We start from the raw sequence: 17,359 nt of genomic DNA, 5'->3' as shown, positions 1-17,359 counted from the left end.
TGAGTAATAACTAATGGGAAAGCGCTATTTGTACGGAGATGCTGGCCTGATCGAGGTTTTGCTACCGCAGTTCGAGCTGATGGAGACTGCCGAAGGTGGGTATGCTGCAGTTTACAAAGACCCGCTCACCAATTCCTTTTGGCTGAAGTACTATGCCACTGCGGCCAAGCAGGGCGGAGGCTACCTTACTCTGATGCGCCTCCCCGCACCCTCTACTGAGAAGCTTATCGATATTGCCATCGGCACAATCTTCGAAGACGAGGCTGTGGCTGCCGTGTTGCGCTTGCTGGATGAAGAGGCGATCGAAAAAAAGGATTTCAGGCAATTGCTGATCGGGAAACTGGAACAGGCGGTGGAAGGAGCCGCCATACAGGCAGAGCGGGTTTTTAAGATCATCAGGTTCGCCAATCTGACTGACCCAATGAACAAGCGAGAAGTTTTAGGGAAATCGGCAGCGCAAGTGCAGGAAGACGCTGCTTATTTTCAAGGTATAGCTGAGCGGGCCGAAAGGTTGTTGGAGCGGTACTCATAAAACAACTTCTAATTGCTTTGGTTGATCAAGTTAACTACTACTTTGATCATCATGTCTTTTTCTGTGGGATCGCTCTCAGCAATCAATAAAGTAAGAGCTACCAATGCATTGTCTGCAATGCGCTTTTGTCCGTATGCAGTGTATAGGAGCTGGTTCTTCTCCATGAACCACACAAACAAGAATGCCGCAATCCTTTTGTTGCCATCAGAAAACGAGTGATTTTTTACCACAAAATAAAGCAGGTTAGCCGCTTTCTCTTCCATGGATGGGTATAGTTCTTCGTTACCGAATGTCTGATAAATGGTATTGACAGAGCTTTGGAAACTCTCATCCTTTTCACGACCGAATAAATCAGAACCGCCAAATTTCTCTTTTAAAGTGCGTATGGCAGCAATCGCGCTATCATATGTAATCCTGAAATACTCTGTTTTATGTGTGCCCTGTATGGCTAAGCGTTGATGGTCGTAGTCATCAAGTATGTCAAGCGCATATGTGTAATCGCTTATAATTTGAAGTAAACCTGTACTCTCATCCGTTGAAAGCTCTTTCCGCTGAATAACATTCTGTAGCAGCTTAACTGTTTGTTTGAGGTCGTTGTACTTCTGGGCTTGTTCTTTTAACCGTTTTTCGTTCAAGGTATAGCCCTCAACCAAATGTTTGCGCAATATGTTGGTTGCCCAAATCCTGAATTGTGTGCCTCGTTTGGACTTAACTCGGTAGCCAACAGAGATAATCACGTCAAGATTATAATAAGTAGTTAGGTAGCTTTTGCCATCTTCGGCAGTATGTCGGAATTTCCGACATACTTGTTTCTCGTCCAACTCCCCCTCATTAAATACATTTCTGATGTGCTCCGTGATAGTGGCACGTCCTTTCTCAAAAAGTCTTGCCATTTCTTTCTGAGTAAGCCACACCGTTTCTTGCTGTAATTTTACATCAATCGTAGATTGTCCGCTCTCAGTTTCATAAATGAAAATTTCTCCTATACCTGGTATCTCGTTCATTGTCTTTGCTAATTTGATTCCTCGCCTACTTCCTTAATTACACCTTGCAAATACTCTGGAGCTTTCAGCAACCTGCTTCCATACCAGCTGAACATTTCGCCATCCACTACTTTAATCTTCGCCTCCGGGCAGATCTCCTGAAACTCCGCGAAGTGCTTTTCCTGGAAAGGGTAGGGCTCAGATGAAAGAAGGATCAGCTTGGGAGCCGCAGCCTGCAGTTGCTCCGGCGACACCTCCGGGTAGCGGGACTGGTCAGCGAAAATGTTGGAAAAGCCGCAGCGCTGCAGCATGTGGTCAATGAAATTGTCACTGCCCACCGCCATGTAGGGCCCTCGCCAGATAAAGTAAGCCGTAGGTATAGTAGTCTGAAAAGGCTGCAGCTGCCCGAAGCCAGCGGCTATACCTTGCGTCAATTCTTCGGCCTTCGCCTCTGTTCCGGTTAGCTGCCCTATCTGGTTGATCATCTGCAGAGAGTCCTCTAAGGTATAGATGTCGCTCATCCACACCGGATACTTTCCCTGCAGTTGAGCTATACCTTCTTCGTAGTTTTCTTCCTTGTTTCCGATGATCAGGTCGGGCTGCAATTCATCGATCACCTCTTTCTTGAAGTTCTTAGTGCCACCGATGATAGTCTTTTGTTTTACCTTCTCTTTTGGATGAATGCAGAACTTGGTCAGGCCCACGATGCGGTCTTCCAACCCCAGATCAAAAAGAAGCTCTGTTTGGGAAGGCACCAAAGACACAATTCGCTGCGGTAGTTGCGGCAGCGTGATGCTGTGGCCCATTTGGTCGGTGAAGGTATAAGGGAAGCGCATGTTCAAAAGTAAGCAATTTGGGATGGCGGTAAAACAAAAAACCACACAAGCCAGTCAGGCGCTGTGTGGTTCTCTAGGGCTAAAAGCGATTTCTATTTCAGGTATCGGAAATCCTGATTGTCCTCAATCTTTAGCAATGTCTCATAAATCAGTTTCGTTACGTTCTCTACGTCGTCTTTGTGTACCGTCTCCACTGTCGTGTGCATGTACTTCAATGGCAGGGAGATCAGAGCCGAAGCAACACCGGCGTTAGAGTATGCAAACGCATCCGTGTCGGTTCCGGTTGCACGTGAAACGGCGGAGCGCTGGAACGGTATCTCTTTCTCCTGTGCGGTATTGATGATCAGGTCGCGCAGGTTGTTCTGCACCGCAGGGCCATAGGCAATCACAGGGCCTTTGCCGCAGTGGATGTCGCCACTGTTCTTCTTGTCGTACATCGGCGACTGCGTATCATGGGTCACGTCGGTGATAATGGCCACATCCGGCTTGATGCGGTGCGCAATCATCTCAGCGCCACGCAAGCCAATCTCTTCCTGCACCGCATTCACGATGTACAAACCGAAAGGCAGCTTGTGCTTGCGCTCGTGGATCATGCGGGCTACCTCAGCGATCATAAAACCACCCACGCGGTTGTCTAAGGCGCGGCCTACGTAGAACTTGTCGTTCATCACTGTAAACTCGTCCTCAAAGGTAGCTACGCAGCCTACGTGTATACCCATTTTCTCCACCTCTTCTCGGTTGCTGGCACCACAGTCCAGGAACACGGTCTCGATGGTAGGGGCCTTGTCGTTCTCCACCTTGCGCACGTGTATAGCTGGCCATCCGAAAACTGCCTTGACGATGCCTTTGGAGGTATAGATGTTCACGCGTTTGGAAGGAGCTATCAGCGCATCGGAACCGCCGTTGCGCTTCAGGTAGATGTAACCCTCCGGTGTGATGTAGTTCACAAACCAGGATATCTCATCGGCATGCGCCTCGATCACAACTTTGTATTCCGCCTCTGGGTTGATCACACCTACCACGGTGCCGTAGGTATCCACAAAGTAATCTTCAATGTACGGCTTCACATACTCCAGCCACAGTTTCTGTCCTTCAGACTCGAAGCCGGTAGGAGAGGAGTTGTTCAGATATTTCTCAAGGAACTCGAATGATTCTTTTCTCATCAGTGTCGTTTTCAGTAATGTATAGACAATGGTTGTTAAACATAACGAGCATGTACAGCCAGATGTTCTGTGACTGTACATGCTCGTTATTCAATGCAGTTAAAGCGGGATGTTGCCGTGCTTCTTGCGAGGCAGGCTCACAGCCTTGTTCTCCAACATTTTAAAGGCCTTGATCAGCTTAGCGCGTGTCTCGCTTGGCATGATTACTTCGTCGATGAAGCCACGGTGTGCAGCACGGTATGGCGTGGCAAACTTATCCTTATACTCCTGTACCTTCTCAGCCAGTTTCGCAGCTGGATCTTCCGCCTCAGCAATCTCGCGCTTGAAGATGATCTCGGCAGCACCCTGCGCACCCATTACTGCGATCTCTGCAGTTGGCCAGGCATAGTTCATATCCGCGCCGATGTGCTTGGAGTTCATTACATCGTAAGCACCGCCGTAGGCCTTGCGGGTAATTACCGTAATGCGCGGTACAGTCGCTTCGCAGAAAGCGTAAAGCAACTTGGCACCGTTGGTGATGATGCCGCGCCACTCCTGATCCGTGCCCGGCAGGAAGCCTGGCACGTCTTCTAGTACCAGCAATGGCACGTTGAAGCTGTCGCAGAAGCGCACGAAGCGGGCGGCCTTGGTGCTGGCGTTGATGTCGAGTACGCCGGCGAGTACGGCAGGCTGATTGCCCACGATACCGATGCTGCGGCCACCCAGACGGGCAAAGCCCACTACGATGTTCTCGCCAAAGTTTTTGTGCACCTCAAAGAAAGAATCCGCGTCGATGATACCCTCGATCACCTCACGCATGTCGTACGGCTGGTTCGGGTTTTCAGGTATAATCGTGTCAAGCACCGAGCGGGTTTCGTCAGCAGCTTCCTCGTAAGGGAGCGACGGTGGCAACTCTTCGCAGTTCTGCGGCACGTAGCTCAGCAGGGTTTTGATGTAGTTGATACACTCCACTTCGTTGGCGCAGGAGAAATGTGTTACGCCGCTCTTAGTGCTGTGCGTGCTCGCACCGCCCAGTTCTTCAGAAGTTACGTTCTCGTGCGTTACCGTTTTTACCACGTTAGGGCCGGTCACGAACATATAAGACGTGTCTTCCACCATCATGATAAAGTCGGTGATGGCAGGGGAGTATACCGCGCCACCGGCGCATGGTCCCATGATAGCCGAGATCTGAGGGATTACACCAGAAGCCAGTGTGTTGCGGTAAAAGATGTCAGCATAGCCACCCAGCGAAACCACACCCTCTTGGATACGGGCTCCACCGGAGTCGTTCAGGCCAATCACCGGTGCACCGTTCTTCATGGCCAGCTCCATGATCTTCACGATCTTCTCAGCATGGGTTTCAGAAAGCGAACCACCCAATACCGTGAAGTCCTGTGAGAACACGTAGACCAGACGTCCGTTGATGGTGCCGTAGCCGGTCACCACACCATCGCCGAGGAAGTACTGCTTGTCCAGACCGAAGTCCTTGGAACGGTGCATCACAAACTTGCCGATCTCCTCGAAAGAGTTCTCATCCATCAAAAGGTGAATGCGCTCACGGGCCGTCAGTTTGCCTTTTTTGTGCTGTGCTTCTATTCTGTCCTGTCCGCCGCCTAGTAAGGCTTCGGCGTTTTTGCGCTCCAGCGTTTCTATCTGGCTCTGTCTGATGTCTCCTGCCATGAAATAGGGTATATCTGTTTTATGGAATATCGATTGAATAATTGTCAAATTTAAAAACTATCAGCCGAAATCAGCTATACTAAAAGCAAAATTTGGCTCCTGATCAGTGTATATCTTTCAGATAAAGTCAAAAAATAAGGGCTGCCCCGTTAGGAACAGCCCTTATATAATAGGTCTTAAACCTTATTTGTCAGATTTCTCACCGTCACCAGACGACTTGGTTGGCTCTGTTTCTTCCTCTTCTCCGTCATTGGCTATACCTTTCGGCTTCTTGCCATTGCTCTTTTTAGAAGCAAAAGTCAATTTCTCTTCGCCTTCCTTGAAGTCTACCATCATGGTGTCACCTTGTGCGATCTCGGCTTTCAGTATCTCCTCCGCAATTGGGTCTTCGATATACTTCTGAATAGCACGGTTCAGCGGACGGGCACCATACTTCGGATCGTAGCCTTTCTCGGCCACAAAATCCTTGGCTTTGTCGGTAAGCTCGATCTTGTAACCCAAGGCCTCGATACGCTTGAACAGTTTGCCAAGCGACAGCTCGATGATCTTGTGCATGTCTTCACGACCCAGTGAGTTGAACACGATCACATCATCCAGACGGTTCAGGAACTCAGGCGAGAACGTCTTCTTCAAAGCACTCGCAATAGTGCCCTTCATGATGTCGTCCACGTTCTCCTGCTTGCTCTTCGACATGAAACCGATACCGGCTCCGAAGTCCTGCAGGTCGCGTGCACCGATGTTCGATGTCATGATGATGATCGTGTTACGGAAGTCTACCTTACGGCCAAGACCATCCGTCAGGATACCATCATCCAATACCTGCAAGAGCAGGTTGTACACGTCCGGGTGAGCTTTTTCGATCTCGTCGAGCAGTACCACAGAGTATGGCTTGCGGCGGATTTTCTCCGTCAGCTGACCGCCTTCTTCGTAACCCACATAGCCCGGAGGCGCTCCCACCAGGCGAGATACACTGAATTTCTCCATGTACTCACTCATGTCGATACGCACCAGTGCGTCGTCTTTGTCGAACAGGTATGTTGCCAGCACTTTGGCAAGCTCCGTTTTACCTACACCAGTCGGACCCAGGAATACAAATGAACCGATAGGCTTCTTCGGGTCTTTCAGACCCACGCGCGTGCGCTGAATGGCTTTCACTAACTGACCAATCGCTTTGTCCTGACCAATCACTTTGCCCTTGAGCTCTTCGCCCATGTTCAATAGTTTTACGCCTTCGTTCTGCGCGATACGCTTCACTGGTATACCTGTCATCATGGCAATAACCTCTGCCACATTTTCCTCTTTTACCGTGTAGCGCTTCTTCTTGGTCTCCTCTTCCCAGCTCTTTTTAGCTGATTCGAGTTGGTCAATCAGTTTTTTCTCTTTGTCGCGCAGCTGAGCAGCCTCTTCGTACTTCTGGCTCTTTACCACGCGGTTTTTCTCTACCTTGATGTTCTCGATCTGCTCTTCGAGCTTCAGGATATCCTCAGGCACCACAATGTTGTTGATGTGCACACGCGCACCAGCCTCATCCAGGATATCGATGGCCTTGTCCGGAAGGAAGCGGTCGCTCATATAGCGGTCCGAAAGCTTCACGCAGGCCTCAATTGCCTTGTCAGTGTAGTTCACGTGGTGGTGGTCCTGGTACTTGTCTTTGATGTTGTGCAGGATCTCCATGGTCTCCTCCGGCGTGGTAGGGTCTACCATCACAATCTGGAAACGACGGGCCAAGGCACCATCTTTCTCGATGTACTGACGGTACTCGTCAAGCGTAGTCGCGCCAATGCATTGGATCTCGCCACGGGCCAGGGCCGGCTTAAACATGTTGGAGGCATCCAGCGAACCGGAGGCGCCACCGGCACCTACAATCGTGTGCAGCTCGTCAATGAACAGGATCACGTCCGGAGACTTCTCCAGCTCGTTCATCACGGCTTTCATGCGCTCCTCGAACTGACCGCGGTACTTCGTGCCCGCCACCAGAGAGGCAAGGTCAAGGGTTACCACACGCTTGTTAAAGAGCACGCGGCTTACCTTTTTCTGCACGATGCGCAGCGCAAGTCCTTCAGCAATAGCTGTTTTACCAACGCCCGGCTCACCGATCAGGATCGGGTTGTTCTTCTTGCGGCGGCTCAGTACCTGGGCCACACGTTCGATTTCTTTTTCACGACCTACAATCGGGTCGAGCTTATCGTCTTCTGCCAGTTTGGTCAGGTCGCGGCCAAAGTTGTCGAGCACCGGGGTGCGCGATTTTTCACCAGGCTTCTTGCTAGAGCTGCTGCCAGCGCGTGAAGAAGAGCCAAACAACTTGTCAGAATCATCAGAATCGTCTGTGTCAGACGACGCGAGTGGATTATTGCTGTGATAATCCAGGGAGTCTCTTATTGCTTCGTAGTTCACGTTGAATTTCGCTAAGATTTGAGAAGAAATGTTGTCTTCATCCCGGAGGATGGATAATAAGAGGTGTTCAGTACCTATTATATCACTTTTGAAGATTTTGGCCTCCAGATAAGTAATCTTAAGCACCTTCTCAGTTTGCTTGGTCAGCGGGATACTGCCTGTAATGTTGCTGTTCTGAGATGCGGTGTTTCGTGTAGCCTGCTCTAAAGCGTACTTCAGTTCATCTATCGAAACGCCCAGCTTCTTCAGTAAGGCGATGGCAGTACCTTCTCCTTCCCGGATCATGCCCAGCACCAGGTGTTCGGTGCCAATATAGTCATGCCCAAGGCGGATAGCTTCCTCGCGGCTGAGTGAGATAACCTCTTTCACTCTGTTTGAGAATTTAGCTTCCATGTATACTCTATAAAAAAATGTAAAGGTCTAAAAATGTTGTAACTCGTTGAGGCTAACAGGAAAAGCCCCTGATTTAAACAAGCCCAACTCCACAAAGGTTTAGTTTTGCCGGGGCATTATTGTAAGTAGGAAAGCGACTTCGGACCCTGTGTAAACAACAAGTCAATTATACTAAGGTCTTGTACAAATTGTTTGCCAAATACTTGTGTATAGGGTTGTACGTACAAGTTGTCAGGAATGATTTTAGGATGTATCCTATTTCTGAGGTCGAGCACCCCCTCCGGTTGCTCTGTCTGATAGCTGTCTGTGAACCCGATTCGTCGATCCAGTTTCAGAAATTTAAGATAAAGCCGCAATAAATCAACGTTCAGGTCAAATAAATATTTCGGCTGTCGCTCATATACCTCCCGAATGTAGTCACTGTAAAATTCAAAATAGGGAGCACGGCCATATGCTGCCTGTATGGTGCGCCAATGTACGTTGTACCATTTCTGGCTGTAGTCAATCTCGATCTCGGTGATCAGCGTCTTGTCCTTGCTGTTGCCCCGCAGTACCGGCACGCTCAGCGGCACCATATCTTGCGACGTCAGCACATGGCAGCGATTGCGGTAGCTCTGCTTTATGTAGTTCTCGTGTTTTTCTAGCAGCAAACCATCAGACTTAAGCAGTGCAGCAAAAAACTGAATGGGCGGGTGGTACATTATTTCGGTTAGGAGAAGCAAGGGAGTTAGAAAGTTAAAAAGTTAGAGAGTTAAAGGCTGTAAGCTCTAAGTCGAGAGTTTTGAGTCTGAAGTTGGAATATAATTCTAATGTCTGCCATCTGTCATCTTATACCTGCAGTCCCAGGTCTTACATCTTGTGTCCTTTTCCTGCGAAATAAGCATGATTTCTTTAATTTCATAATGCAAGTATAGGTCGTACCTTTGCAGCCGATCTATACCTGTGAAGAAATCTCCAAACATACCTGCGTTATATTACCCGCTCTGGTGGTTGCTCAAAGGCCTGTCTTTGCTGCCGCTGCCCATGCTATACCTGCTAGCCGACTTTTTGTTTGTGCTCGTGTATTACGTGGTCGGCTACCGCAAAAAAGTGGTGCTCCAGAACCTGCGCAACTCCTTTCCGGAAAAATCTGAACAGGAGATACAGGGTATAGCCAGGGCCTTTTACCGGCAGTTCCCGGACCTGATCGTGGAGATCCTGAAGCTGGCCTCGATGGATGAAGCTGAAATGCGCCGCCGCATTGTGTTTTCTAACCAGGAGGTGCTCGATAATTTTGTGCAGCAAGGTAAGACAGTCATCACCATGGGCTCTCACTCCGGCAACTGGGAATGGATTCTCTCGGCAGGAGCGGTGCAGTTAGGCTTTCCGGCTGAAGGGGTATACAAGCGGATCAAGAATCCCTTCTTTGAGGAGTTCATGCTATACCTGCGCGGGAGGCTCGGTGCTCGCCTGATTGAAATGAAAGACACCATGCGTGACTTTGTGCGAAACAGAAAAACACCGCGTGTGGTAGCTATGCTCTCAGATCAGACGCCCCCTTACGGAGAGATTCAGTTCTGGACCACTTTCCTCAATCAGGATACACCTTTCTTTGTCGGTGCCGAAAAGCTGGCGCAGACCTTTGGATGCCCGGTGCTGTTCCTGGATGTGGCGCGAGTCAAACGTGGTCATTACTGTCTGACTTTTGATGTGCTGTCCGACGGCACCACCAAGCCCGAAGAAGGCACCTTTCCAATCACCGAAGCTTTCGCTCGTAAACTGGAAGCTTCCATCCGTCGAAACCCCGCCAACTACCTCTGGACGCACAAAAGGTGGAAACATAAGCGAGTTTAAGAGTTGGGGAGTTTGAGCGTTTAAAAGTGATTTAAGTGAATTCAAATTCTCTTTGCTTCTTTACCACAAGATTTCAATTCACCCCGTCAATCAAAATTCAATAACCCATACCTCTCAAACTCCTAAACTCCCCAACTCCTAAACTTATAAGAATTCCTCAATATCACCCGCGCCTTCCCGCAGCACTTCGAAATTGTTGGCAGCGTCGACTACGGTAGAGGCTACGTTGTTGCCAGGGCCACCGTCTATTACACCATCTACCAGGTTGCGGTATTTTTCATAGATCAACTCTGGGTCGGTGCTGTACTCAATCACTTCGTCTTCGTCGCGGATGGAGGTGGATAGGATCGGGTTGCCAAGCTCCTGCACCAGTGCCAGGGCTATTTTATTGTCGGGCACGCGTATACCTACCGTTTTCTTTTTGCTGCCGGCATAGCGCGGCACGCGGCTGCTGGCGTCGAGCACAAAGGTAAAGGGACCGGGCAGCGCCTTTTTCATCACCTTGTAAGTGGGCGTGTCGATCTTGGCGTAGTCGGAAATGTGGGTCAGGTCGGAGCAGATGAAAGAAAGGTTTACCTTGTCGGGTTTTACATTTTTGATCTGGCAGACACGCTCCACCGCCCTGGTATTGTGAATGTCGCAGCCAAGGCCGTAAATGGTGTCGGTCGGATAGATGATAATGCCGCCGTTGCGAAGGATCTCGACGGCTTCCTGTATTTTTTTTGGCTGTGGATTGTCCGGGTGTATCTGGAGGAAAACAGCGTTGGCCATAGTTTGGGTTTGCTTGTTAGTGCATAAAGTAAGGCATACTGCATAAAAGCCGTCTGCGTTGCAGGTATAGCCCTTGAGGTTGGTAAATAGAGACTTTAGGACAGATGCCAGCTCAAAATTAGTCAGATAAGCAAGATTAGTGTTATTTTTGTAGCCTAAACTAAACGAGCCCGGAACCTACATCCTTATCCGGGACTATTAATTACATTATGGCTAACGAAGTCACTCCACGCAGACGCGTCAAGAAAGAGAAAAGCATGTGGATACCCGGCATCATTGTGCTGCTGCTATTCCTGTTTGTGAGCTTTTCCTACTATGCCTACCAGATCGTGTATACCGCTAACGTAGACACCAAAGGGCAGGACACCTATGTATATATCCCAACCGGCGCTGACTACAAGCAGGCCCTCGACTCCGTAGAGGCAACCGGCGTGATCATCGACCGCCTGTCGCTGCGCTTCATGGCCAAGCTCATGGACTACGACGAACTGGTGAAGCCGGGCAGGTACAAGATCGAGAACGGCTGGGGCAATCGCCAACTTATCGGCGTATTGCGACTGGGAGAGCAGTCTCCGCTAAAGCTCACCTTCAACAACATCCGGCTACGAAGTCAGCTGGCCGAGAAACTGGCCACATCCGTAGAGCCATCGGCTGCCGAAATAGACAGCCTGCTCAATGACCAGGAGTACCTGCAAACGCTCGGTTTCGACACCACCACCGTGGTGAGCATGTTCATCCCAAATACATACGAGGTATACTGGACCATCACGGCACCGGAACTTATGCAGCGCATGAAGACTGAGTACGACCGCTTCTGGACGGATGAGCGCAAAGCCAAGGCTGAGAAGATGGGGCTCTCTCCAAAAGAGGTTTCCACGTTGGCTTCTATTGTGCAGGCTGAGACGATCAAGAATGACGAAAAGCCACGTGTGGCCGGCGTATACCTGAACCGACTGCAGAAAGGCATGAAACTGGAGGCCGACCCGACTGTGGTTTATGCGGTGCGTGACTTCTCGATCCGCCGCGTGCTCAACGTGCACCTGCAGCACGACTCACCTTACAACACCTACCGATATGCAGGCTTGCCTCCGGGCCCGATCAACGTGCCGGATATCTCCAGCATTGACGCGGTGCTAAACCCGGAACAGCATAAGTACATTTACTTCTGCGCCAAGGAAGACTTCTCCGGCTACCACAGCTTTGCCGTGACGCATGCCGAGCACATCGCCAATGCTCGCCGCTATCAGCGAGCACTGACGCAGCGGAATATTTTGAAATAATTGTTGATCGTTAATTGCTGATTGTTGTTCGCTAAACTTGAGCAGGTATAGCATTTCTGAAACACGAGCTAGTTAACCACGCTATACTCTCCGCAATCATCTTCCATCAATTAACAATCAACAACCAACAATTAACAATCAACATGTTCGAATCAGAAGTACAGATACGCGTACGCTACGCCGAAACCGACCAGATGGGCTATGTCTACTATGGCAACTATGCGGCCTACTATGAAGTGGCCCGCACGGAGGTGTTCAGAAGGCTGGGGATACACTACAAGGAGATGGAAGCGACCGGCACTATGATGCCTGTGCTGGAACTCAAGTGCAAGTATATCCGCCCGGCCAAGTACGACGATCTGCTGACGATTAAGCTCTTTCTTAAGCACAAGCCGCATGGCTCGCGTATAAAGTTTGAGTACGAGGTGTATAACGAGGAACAGACACTGCTGAATGTGGGAGAGACCACGATGGTGTTTGTCGACATGAAATCAGGGCGCCCGACGGCTATACCTGCGCTCATACACCAGAAGTTGGACGGATACTATAGCGAATGAGGCTGAACCAGCAATATCTGAAGCGCCGCAGAGCGTATCGCAAATTCATCGTGTTCCTGAAGAGGTGGCGCTTTAACAACGGCCAGTCTTCGGTATACGATGTGGCCGATGTGTTGCTGGGCGAGCTCAGGCTGGATTCCATTACCAAGCGTGCCTCATACATGGCCTTTAACTTCACGCTGGCCATCTTCCCGACCATCATCTTTCTGTTCACGCTCATACCTTACATGCCCAGTATTCTGTCGCTGGACCTGGGTGAGAGCATTCTTAACTTTCTGGCTGACTTTCTGCCCGAGGAGATGTACACCGTGGCCTACGGCACCATCGATGATATTGTGAACAAGCCACGTGGGGGACTGCTCTCTTTCGGTTTTCTCTTTGCCCTGATTCTGTCCACCAATGGCATCATGTCGCTGATGGATGCCTTCGACAAAAAATACCATACCTTCTATAAGCGGCCATACCTGAAAAAGCGGGTGATTGCCACGGTCCTCACCGTAGCGCTTTCATCTATCCTGTTTCTGGCAGTGGCGGCGATCTTCTTTGGGCAGTGGATCTTAGATGTGTTAGTTTTTTACGAGGTCGTGACCGAGAGCTATACCTATACTCTGATCGTGATGCTGAAGTACGTGGCGATCATACTGCTCTTTCTGCTGGCAACCTCGCTCATCTACTACTACGTACCAGCCATACAGGACAAGTGGCCTTTCTTCTCGGCAGGCGCTGTGGTAGCAACCATCCTTATTTTTGTGGTATCGATGATCTTCTCGCTTTACATTAGTGCTTTCGATACCTACAACAAATTTTACGGCTCCATCGGGGCCCTCATCGGTTTGATGATCTGGCTTGACTTTGTGTCCATGATCCTGATCCTGGGTTTTGAGATCAATGTGAGCATTGATACGGTGACGAAGCGACTTACCCGCAAGACAGCCCAAACTGCTGAGAAAGCCACTTCGGCAGCGGCATAGTGTAAAATCAAGGTATAGATTCTTGGGGAGCGCCTTCGGCTAACGTGTATTCTTGAAAAATTTTCAGCTTATAAATCAGCCGCTTATGCCTTTGTGGCACGAACAAGCGAAAAATAATTGCGTATAGTTTTGAAAATTCGGCTCAGCACTATACTTTTGTGCTCGATTCAATTACAGAGAGTTGGCGGAGTGGTCGAACGCGGCGGTCTTGAAAACCGTTGACTGTAACAGGTCCGGGGGTTCGAATCCCTCACTCTCTGCTGGTAGCGATACCAAAAACACCTAAAAGCCTGCAAATCAAGTATTTGCAGGCTTTTTTGTTTTGGCGCATATAGCAATTTATTCACTTTTTCGCATTATCGTGGTGAGTAAAGTGGTGAGTGCGTCAGAGCAAACTATCTACTCACCAAATTTTGTGTAACTGACTGATATTCAAGATGTACGATTGATGTACATCTTGATTCGGGTTGACTGCAGGGCTACATTTGTTTAACCTTAAAAGTCATTGCCATGAACATCAAATTCAGTATTCTCTTCTACCTTAAGAAACCAAAAAGCTATCTGTCAGGGCCTGTTCCTATTTATCTGCGTGTGACTGTCGCGGGAAAACGCGCAGAGCTGATGACTGGTAGAACCATAGAGCCGGATAAATGGAGTTCTGTTGCAGGTCGCGGCATAGGCGTAAAGGAAGTGATTAGATCACTGAATGCCTATCTGGATAGCTTGCAAGCCAAGCTCTACGAGGCGCATCGCCAGCTGATAGATGCCGATGCGCCGGTGACGGCAGAAAGCTTAAAGAACAAGTTTCTGGGGAGGGAAGAAAAGGGAAAGATGCTTGTTAAGGTGTTCGAGGACCATAACAAGAAAATTGCGGACCTGGTGGGGGAAGAGTTCTCCCCAGGCACACTGGAGCGTTATACCACTTCCCTAAAGCACACGCAGGACTTTCTTTTCTGGAAATTTGGGGTGAGGGATATCGATATTCGAAAAATAGACCATGCCTTCATTACAGATTATGAGCATTACCTGAGAAGTGTTCGCAAGTGCTCCAATAACACGGCGGTCAAATACATCAAGAACTTCGGTAAGATCATCCGCATCTGCCTGGCTAATGGTTGGCTTTCGTCCAGTCCGTTCATGAACTACAAGTCCAAGATCAGGACCGTGGAGCGGGTATTTCTCTCAGAGGAGGAGTTGCAACGGATGGCTGAAAAAGAGTTCGCCTCAGAGCGCCTGGCTCAGGTAAGGGATATTTTCCTCTTCAGCTGCTTTACGGGACTGGCCTATGTGGATGTGCAGAAACTGCGTTATACTGACATACAAAAAGGCATAGATGGGGAGCAGTGGGTCTATAAGAACAGGCAGAAAACAGATACGCCCTCTCGTATTCCATTGCTGCCAACCGCTCTCAGGATCATTAACAAATACAGGCAGCACCTGCAGTGTATCCATGAAGGGAGGGTCCTGCCTGTGCCGAGTAACCAGAAGATGAATGCCTACCTCAAGGAGATTGCCGATCTGTGCGGCATCAATAAGCAATTGACATTCCATGCCGCCCGTCACACCTTTGCTACGACAATAACGCTATTGAATGGCGTGCCGATGGAGAGTGTGTCGAAGATGCTGGGGCACACTAACCTCAGAACCACCCAGCACTACGCCAAAATACTGGATGTGAAGGTGGGGGAGGACATGCAAAGGCTTCGGGAGCGGCTGAAGCTGTGATTCACTTATTCATGGAAGAGTTACTTTGCTCCATGTAGGGCTGCCAGTTCACGATGAGCACCTTCTCTTCGGGCAGTAAAAAATAGCCGTAGTCGTAGCAGAAGTAATAAGTGTTGCCCTGCTTTGTACGGTAGAGGTGGGTATGGTGGCGAAAATCGAAGCCGGCCAACTGGAGCACCTGTTTATGAGTGGTAGTTTTCCCCTGCGGACTTGCCTGCTTGAGAATGGTGCGGTTGCGACGCAAGATGGAGTTGATGTTTAAGATTAGCTGCTCTCCGCTGTTTTGCCGCCTGCCGGCGTTGTGGGCATTGGCCCGGCACTGGTTGGAGCAGAAGCGCTTGTCCATTCTCCCGGTCATCTTGCTGCCGCACTGCTGACACTGTTTTTCATCTGTCATCAGAACATCCGTTTTATGAAACGTATAGTTGCGTTTATATACGCACTTATGCGTTTCAAAAAACGGCTGAGTCAGAGGCTGGGTTTACTTTTGAGTGAAATTCACTTCAAATGTTATGCAGCAGACATACAATTCAGCCCCCGTCCTTTACCTCAATTCACTTGAGCACCAGGGCAAGCAGTTCATACGCCTGTGGTACAAGCCGGACCACCGCATCACTAAGCTGCTCAAGGACAGCGATGTGGCCAAATACAGCAAGACCTATAAATGCTACGTGACGCACAAAACGCCTGAGGCGATTGAGCTGCTGCACAGGCACTTTCAGGGGGTGGCGCTGGTAGATGCGCGTTATCTGAACAGGCCCAAACGGATTCGACCGGCCATGGGCGCAGTGGTCACGTCGGGCAGTCTGCAGTCGGAGCCGCTGGCCAAGCTGCCCGATCTACCCATTATTAGACTGCAGCCGCTCGAGCACGAGGGTAAGACACTGATTCAGCTGTCCTTCCCCTTCAACGAGCTGATCTATAAGACTCTCAAGTGCAGCTCCTGCTGCCAGTGGCTTCCCGAGCCCAGGTGCTTTGCCGTGGGCACCGATGCTTCCAGCCTGCACCAGCTGCTGGACGATGTGCAGGGCACGGCGCAGGTGTGGCTGGCGGGCACCATGCATATCAGGGACATGGGTATTCTGCGAAGGCTTTGGGAACAGACCTACAGCAAAGGATCGAACTACATTACCTGCCCGCTGCCTTACCTGGAGAAGCTCTACCTCCTAAACTATTCACTTAGCACCATCCGCACTTACCACTCGCTGCTGCTGCGCTTCTTCAACGGGCACAGCACACATAGACTTGAGAAAATAAATGCTTTTTCAGTGGCTGAAATCAACACTTATCATCGGCAGATGGTACAGAGCCAGCAGTATTCCTACTCCTTTGTGAACCAAAGTATTAATGCCGTCAAGTTCTATTTCCACCGGGTGCTGGGCCGACACACCATGGACCTGAGCCAGGTGGAGCGGCCCGAGAAGGCCGACCGACTGCCCACCGTGCTCAGCAAGCAGGAGGTGCAGCGTATCCTCTTGGCCACCGCCAACCTCAAGCACCGCTGCCTGCTACAGCTGCTCTATGCCGGGGGCCTCCGTATAGGGGAGGTGATCAACCTGAAGATCACGGACGTTCAGTCAGACAGGAACCTGCTGCTCATACGTGGGGGCAAAGGTAAGAAGGACCGTACCACGCTACTCTCTCAGAAACTGCTCGAGAGCCTCAGGGCCTACTATAAGGAGTACAGGCCGAAGGTGTGGCTCTTTGAGGGGCAGTACGGGGGACAGTACACCACGGACAGCATCCGCAACGTTTTCCGGGACTGCGTGAAGAAGGCCTGTTTGCAGAAGAAGGTAACGCCCCACTCGCTACGCCACTCCTTTGCCACGCACCTGCTGGAGCAGGGCACGAATCTGCGCTATATCCAGTCACTGCTGGGGCACAGGAGCAGCAAGACCACCGAGATCTACACCCACATCACCAGCCACGGGCTGGAAAATATCATCAGCCCGCTTGATAATCTGTAGGAATGTTATATATTGGCTATAGAATGTTTAAAGGATGAAGCTAAAACCCGGATGGAAGTATGAAAACCTCAAAAAAGCAGGATTCACGCACTCCAGCTAAAGGACCAATAACCGGAACTCCTCCTTATACACTATAGTTAAATCCGTCATTGGGATTATTTTCAAATTTTAAAATGGCGAAGCTTTCAGGCTTTACCGGTGGGGAGGAATCACAGGCTATAAAAAAGGGAATGCCTGCAGAAGAGCCAAAGGCATAAATGGAGTTTAGGCCGGCAAGTCTTGCGGCGGCGTTGCC

General features: G+C 49.9%; 15 protein-coding genes and 1 tRNA gene. 8 read left to right on the top strand and 8 right to left on the bottom strand.

What is annotated here, in order from left to right; genetic code table 11:
* The first annotated feature begins 13 nt into the window (after positions 1-13).
* On the top strand, positions 14-532 hold the full coding sequence (locus BW972_RS15050) for a hypothetical protein (RefSeq protein WP_076422738.1): 519 nt from the start codon (positions 14-16) through the stop codon (positions 530-532).
* A gap of 8 nt (positions 533-540) precedes the next feature.
* On the opposite strand, the gene rhuM is transcribed toward BW972_RS15050, so the two are convergent.
* From rhuM to BW972_RS15020, 6 genes are all read right to left on the bottom strand, one after another.
* Entirely contained in the window at positions 541-1,536 is a 996-nt protein-coding gene (gene rhuM, locus BW972_RS15045; RefSeq protein ID WP_007655380.1) for a virulence RhuM family protein/type II toxin-antitoxin system death-on-curing family toxin, read from the bottom strand.
* Positions 1,537-1,544: 8 nt separating this feature from the next.
* Positions 1,545-2,351 carry an ABC transporter substrate-binding protein gene (locus BW972_RS15040; protein ID WP_234986427.1) on the bottom strand — a complete coding sequence of 269 codons (807 nt, stop codon included), beginning with the start codon at positions 2,349-2,351 and terminating at the stop codon, positions 1,545-1,547.
* Positions 2,352-2,443: 92 nt separating this feature from the next.
* The gene (locus tag BW972_RS15035; RefSeq protein ID WP_076422737.1) at positions 2,444-3,514 is read right to left on the bottom strand and encodes a M42 family metallopeptidase; all 1,071 of its coding nucleotides are present in this window, start codon (positions 3,512-3,514) and stop codon (positions 2,444-2,446) included.
* A 99-nt stretch (positions 3,515-3,613) separates the two neighbouring features.
* Entirely contained in the window at positions 3,614-5,173 is a 1,560-nt protein-coding gene (locus BW972_RS15030) for an acyl-CoA carboxylase subunit beta (protein WP_007655386.1), read from the bottom strand.
* A gap of 183 nt (positions 5,174-5,356) precedes the next feature.
* A complete protein-coding gene (locus BW972_RS15025; protein WP_076422736.1) occupies positions 5,357-7,960 on the bottom strand; it encodes an ATP-dependent Clp protease ATP-binding subunit in 2,604 nt (867 codons plus the stop codon).
* Positions 7,961-8,076: 116 nt separating this feature from the next.
* Positions 8,077-8,661, bottom strand: coding sequence for a WbqC family protein (locus BW972_RS15020; RefSeq protein ID WP_076422735.1), 585 nt, complete (start codon positions 8,659-8,661; stop codon positions 8,077-8,079).
* 241 nt (positions 8,662-8,902) lie between these two features.
* Between BW972_RS15020 and BW972_RS15015 the strand changes: the two genes are divergently transcribed.
* Complete coding sequence (locus BW972_RS15015; protein WP_234986403.1) at positions 8,903-9,793, top strand: lysophospholipid acyltransferase family protein; 891 nt, start codon at positions 8,903-8,905, stop codon at positions 9,791-9,793.
* Between the two features lie 144 nt (positions 9,794-9,937).
* Here BW972_RS15015 and BW972_RS15010 read toward each other — a convergent pair whose 3' ends face one another.
* Positions 9,938-10,564 carry an L-threonylcarbamoyladenylate synthase gene (locus BW972_RS15010; RefSeq protein WP_076422733.1) on the bottom strand — a complete coding sequence of 209 codons (627 nt, stop codon included), beginning with the start codon at positions 10,562-10,564 and terminating at the stop codon, positions 9,938-9,940.
* Between the two features lie 209 nt (positions 10,565-10,773).
* Here BW972_RS15010 and mltG point away from each other — a divergent pair, with 209 nt between their 5' ends.
* From mltG to BW972_RS14985, 5 genes are all read left to right on the top strand, one after another.
* Positions 10,774-11,844: an endolytic transglycosylase MltG gene (mltG, locus tag BW972_RS15005; protein WP_234986402.1), complete on the top strand. Its 1,071-nt coding sequence runs from the start codon at positions 10,774-10,776 to the stop codon at positions 11,842-11,844.
* A 143-nt stretch (positions 11,845-11,987) separates the two neighbouring features.
* The gene (locus tag BW972_RS15000; protein ID WP_007653357.1) at positions 11,988-12,401 is read left to right on the top strand and encodes an acyl-CoA thioesterase; all 414 of its coding nucleotides are present in this window, start codon (positions 11,988-11,990) and stop codon (positions 12,399-12,401) included.
* Positions 12,398-13,372, top strand: coding sequence for a YihY/virulence factor BrkB family protein (locus tag BW972_RS14995; RefSeq protein ID WP_076422731.1), 975 nt, complete (start codon positions 12,398-12,400; stop codon positions 13,370-13,372). The genes BW972_RS15000 and BW972_RS14995 overlap by 4 nt, the downstream gene beginning before the upstream one ends.
* Positions 13,373-13,547: 175 nt before the next feature.
* A tRNA-Ser gene (locus BW972_RS14990) sits at positions 13,548-13,632 on the top strand.
* Between the two features lie 250 nt (positions 13,633-13,882).
* Entirely contained in the window at positions 13,883-15,097 is a 1,215-nt protein-coding gene (locus BW972_RS14985) for a site-specific integrase (protein ID WP_076422730.1), read from the top strand.
* Position 15,098: 1 nt separating this feature from the next.
* Here BW972_RS14985 and BW972_RS14980 read toward each other — a convergent pair whose 3' ends face one another.
* On the bottom strand, positions 15,099-15,494 hold the full coding sequence (locus tag BW972_RS14980) for a hypothetical protein (protein WP_076422729.1): 396 nt from the start codon (positions 15,492-15,494) through the stop codon (positions 15,099-15,101).
* Positions 15,495-15,609: 115 nt separating this feature from the next.
* Here BW972_RS14980 and BW972_RS14975 point away from each other — a divergent pair, with 115 nt between their 5' ends.
* Positions 15,610-17,064, top strand: coding sequence for a tyrosine-type recombinase/integrase (locus BW972_RS14975; RefSeq protein ID WP_076422728.1), 1,455 nt, complete (start codon positions 15,610-15,612; stop codon positions 17,062-17,064).
* Positions 17,065-17,359: the final 295 nt, after the last annotated feature.

It is taken from the genome of Pontibacter lucknowensis, from assembly GCF_900156415.1.
Taxonomy (GTDB): Bacteria; Bacteroidota; Bacteroidia; order Cytophagales; family Hymenobacteraceae; genus Pontibacter; species Pontibacter lucknowensis.
This window is presented reverse-complemented; position numbering and strand designations above follow the sequence as displayed.

What these genes read in the sequence shown, in the direction of transcription:
- BW972_RS15050 (WP_076422738.1), top strand. Translation starts at nt 14, where the DNA reads ATGGGAAAGCGCTATTTGTACGGAGATGCTGGCCTGATCGAGGTTTTG.
- rhuM (WP_007655380.1), bottom strand. Translation starts at nt 1,536, where the DNA reads ATGAACGAGATACCAGGTATAGGAGAAATTTTCATTTATGAAACTGAG.
- BW972_RS15040 (WP_234986427.1), bottom strand. Translation starts at nt 2,351, where the DNA reads ATGCGCTTCCCTTATACCTTCACCGACCAAATGGGCCACAGCATCACG.
- BW972_RS15035 (WP_076422737.1), bottom strand. Translation starts at nt 3,514, where the DNA reads ATGAGAAAAGAATCATTCGAGTTCCTTGAGAAATATCTGAACAACTCC.
- BW972_RS15030 (WP_007655386.1), bottom strand. Translation starts at nt 5,173, where the DNA reads ATGGCAGGAGACATCAGACAGAGCCAGATAGAAACGCTGGAGCGCAAA.
- BW972_RS15025 (WP_076422736.1), bottom strand. Translation starts at nt 7,960, where the DNA reads ATGGAAGCTAAATTCTCAAACAGAGTGAAAGAGGTTATCTCACTCAGC.
- BW972_RS15020 (WP_076422735.1), bottom strand. Translation starts at nt 8,661, where the DNA reads ATGTACCACCCGCCCATTCAGTTTTTTGCTGCACTGCTTAAGTCTGAT.
- BW972_RS15010 (WP_076422733.1), bottom strand. Translation starts at nt 10,564, where the DNA reads ATGGCCAACGCTGTTTTCCTCCAGATACACCCGGACAATCCACAGCCA.
- mltG (WP_234986402.1), top strand. Translation starts at nt 10,774, where the DNA reads ATGGCTAACGAAGTCACTCCACGCAGACGCGTCAAGAAAGAGAAAAGC.
- BW972_RS15000 (WP_007653357.1), top strand. Translation starts at nt 11,988, where the DNA reads ATGTTCGAATCAGAAGTACAGATACGCGTACGCTACGCCGAAACCGAC.
- BW972_RS14995 (WP_076422731.1), top strand. Translation starts at nt 12,398, where the DNA reads ATGAGGCTGAACCAGCAATATCTGAAGCGCCGCAGAGCGTATCGCAAA.
- BW972_RS14985 (WP_076422730.1), top strand. Translation starts at nt 13,883, where the DNA reads ATGAACATCAAATTCAGTATTCTCTTCTACCTTAAGAAACCAAAAAGC.
- BW972_RS14980 (WP_076422729.1), bottom strand. Translation starts at nt 15,494, where the DNA reads ATGACAGATGAAAAACAGTGTCAGCAGTGCGGCAGCAAGATGACCGGG.
- BW972_RS14975 (WP_076422728.1), top strand. Translation starts at nt 15,610, where the DNA reads ATGCAGCAGACATACAATTCAGCCCCCGTCCTTTACCTCAATTCACTT.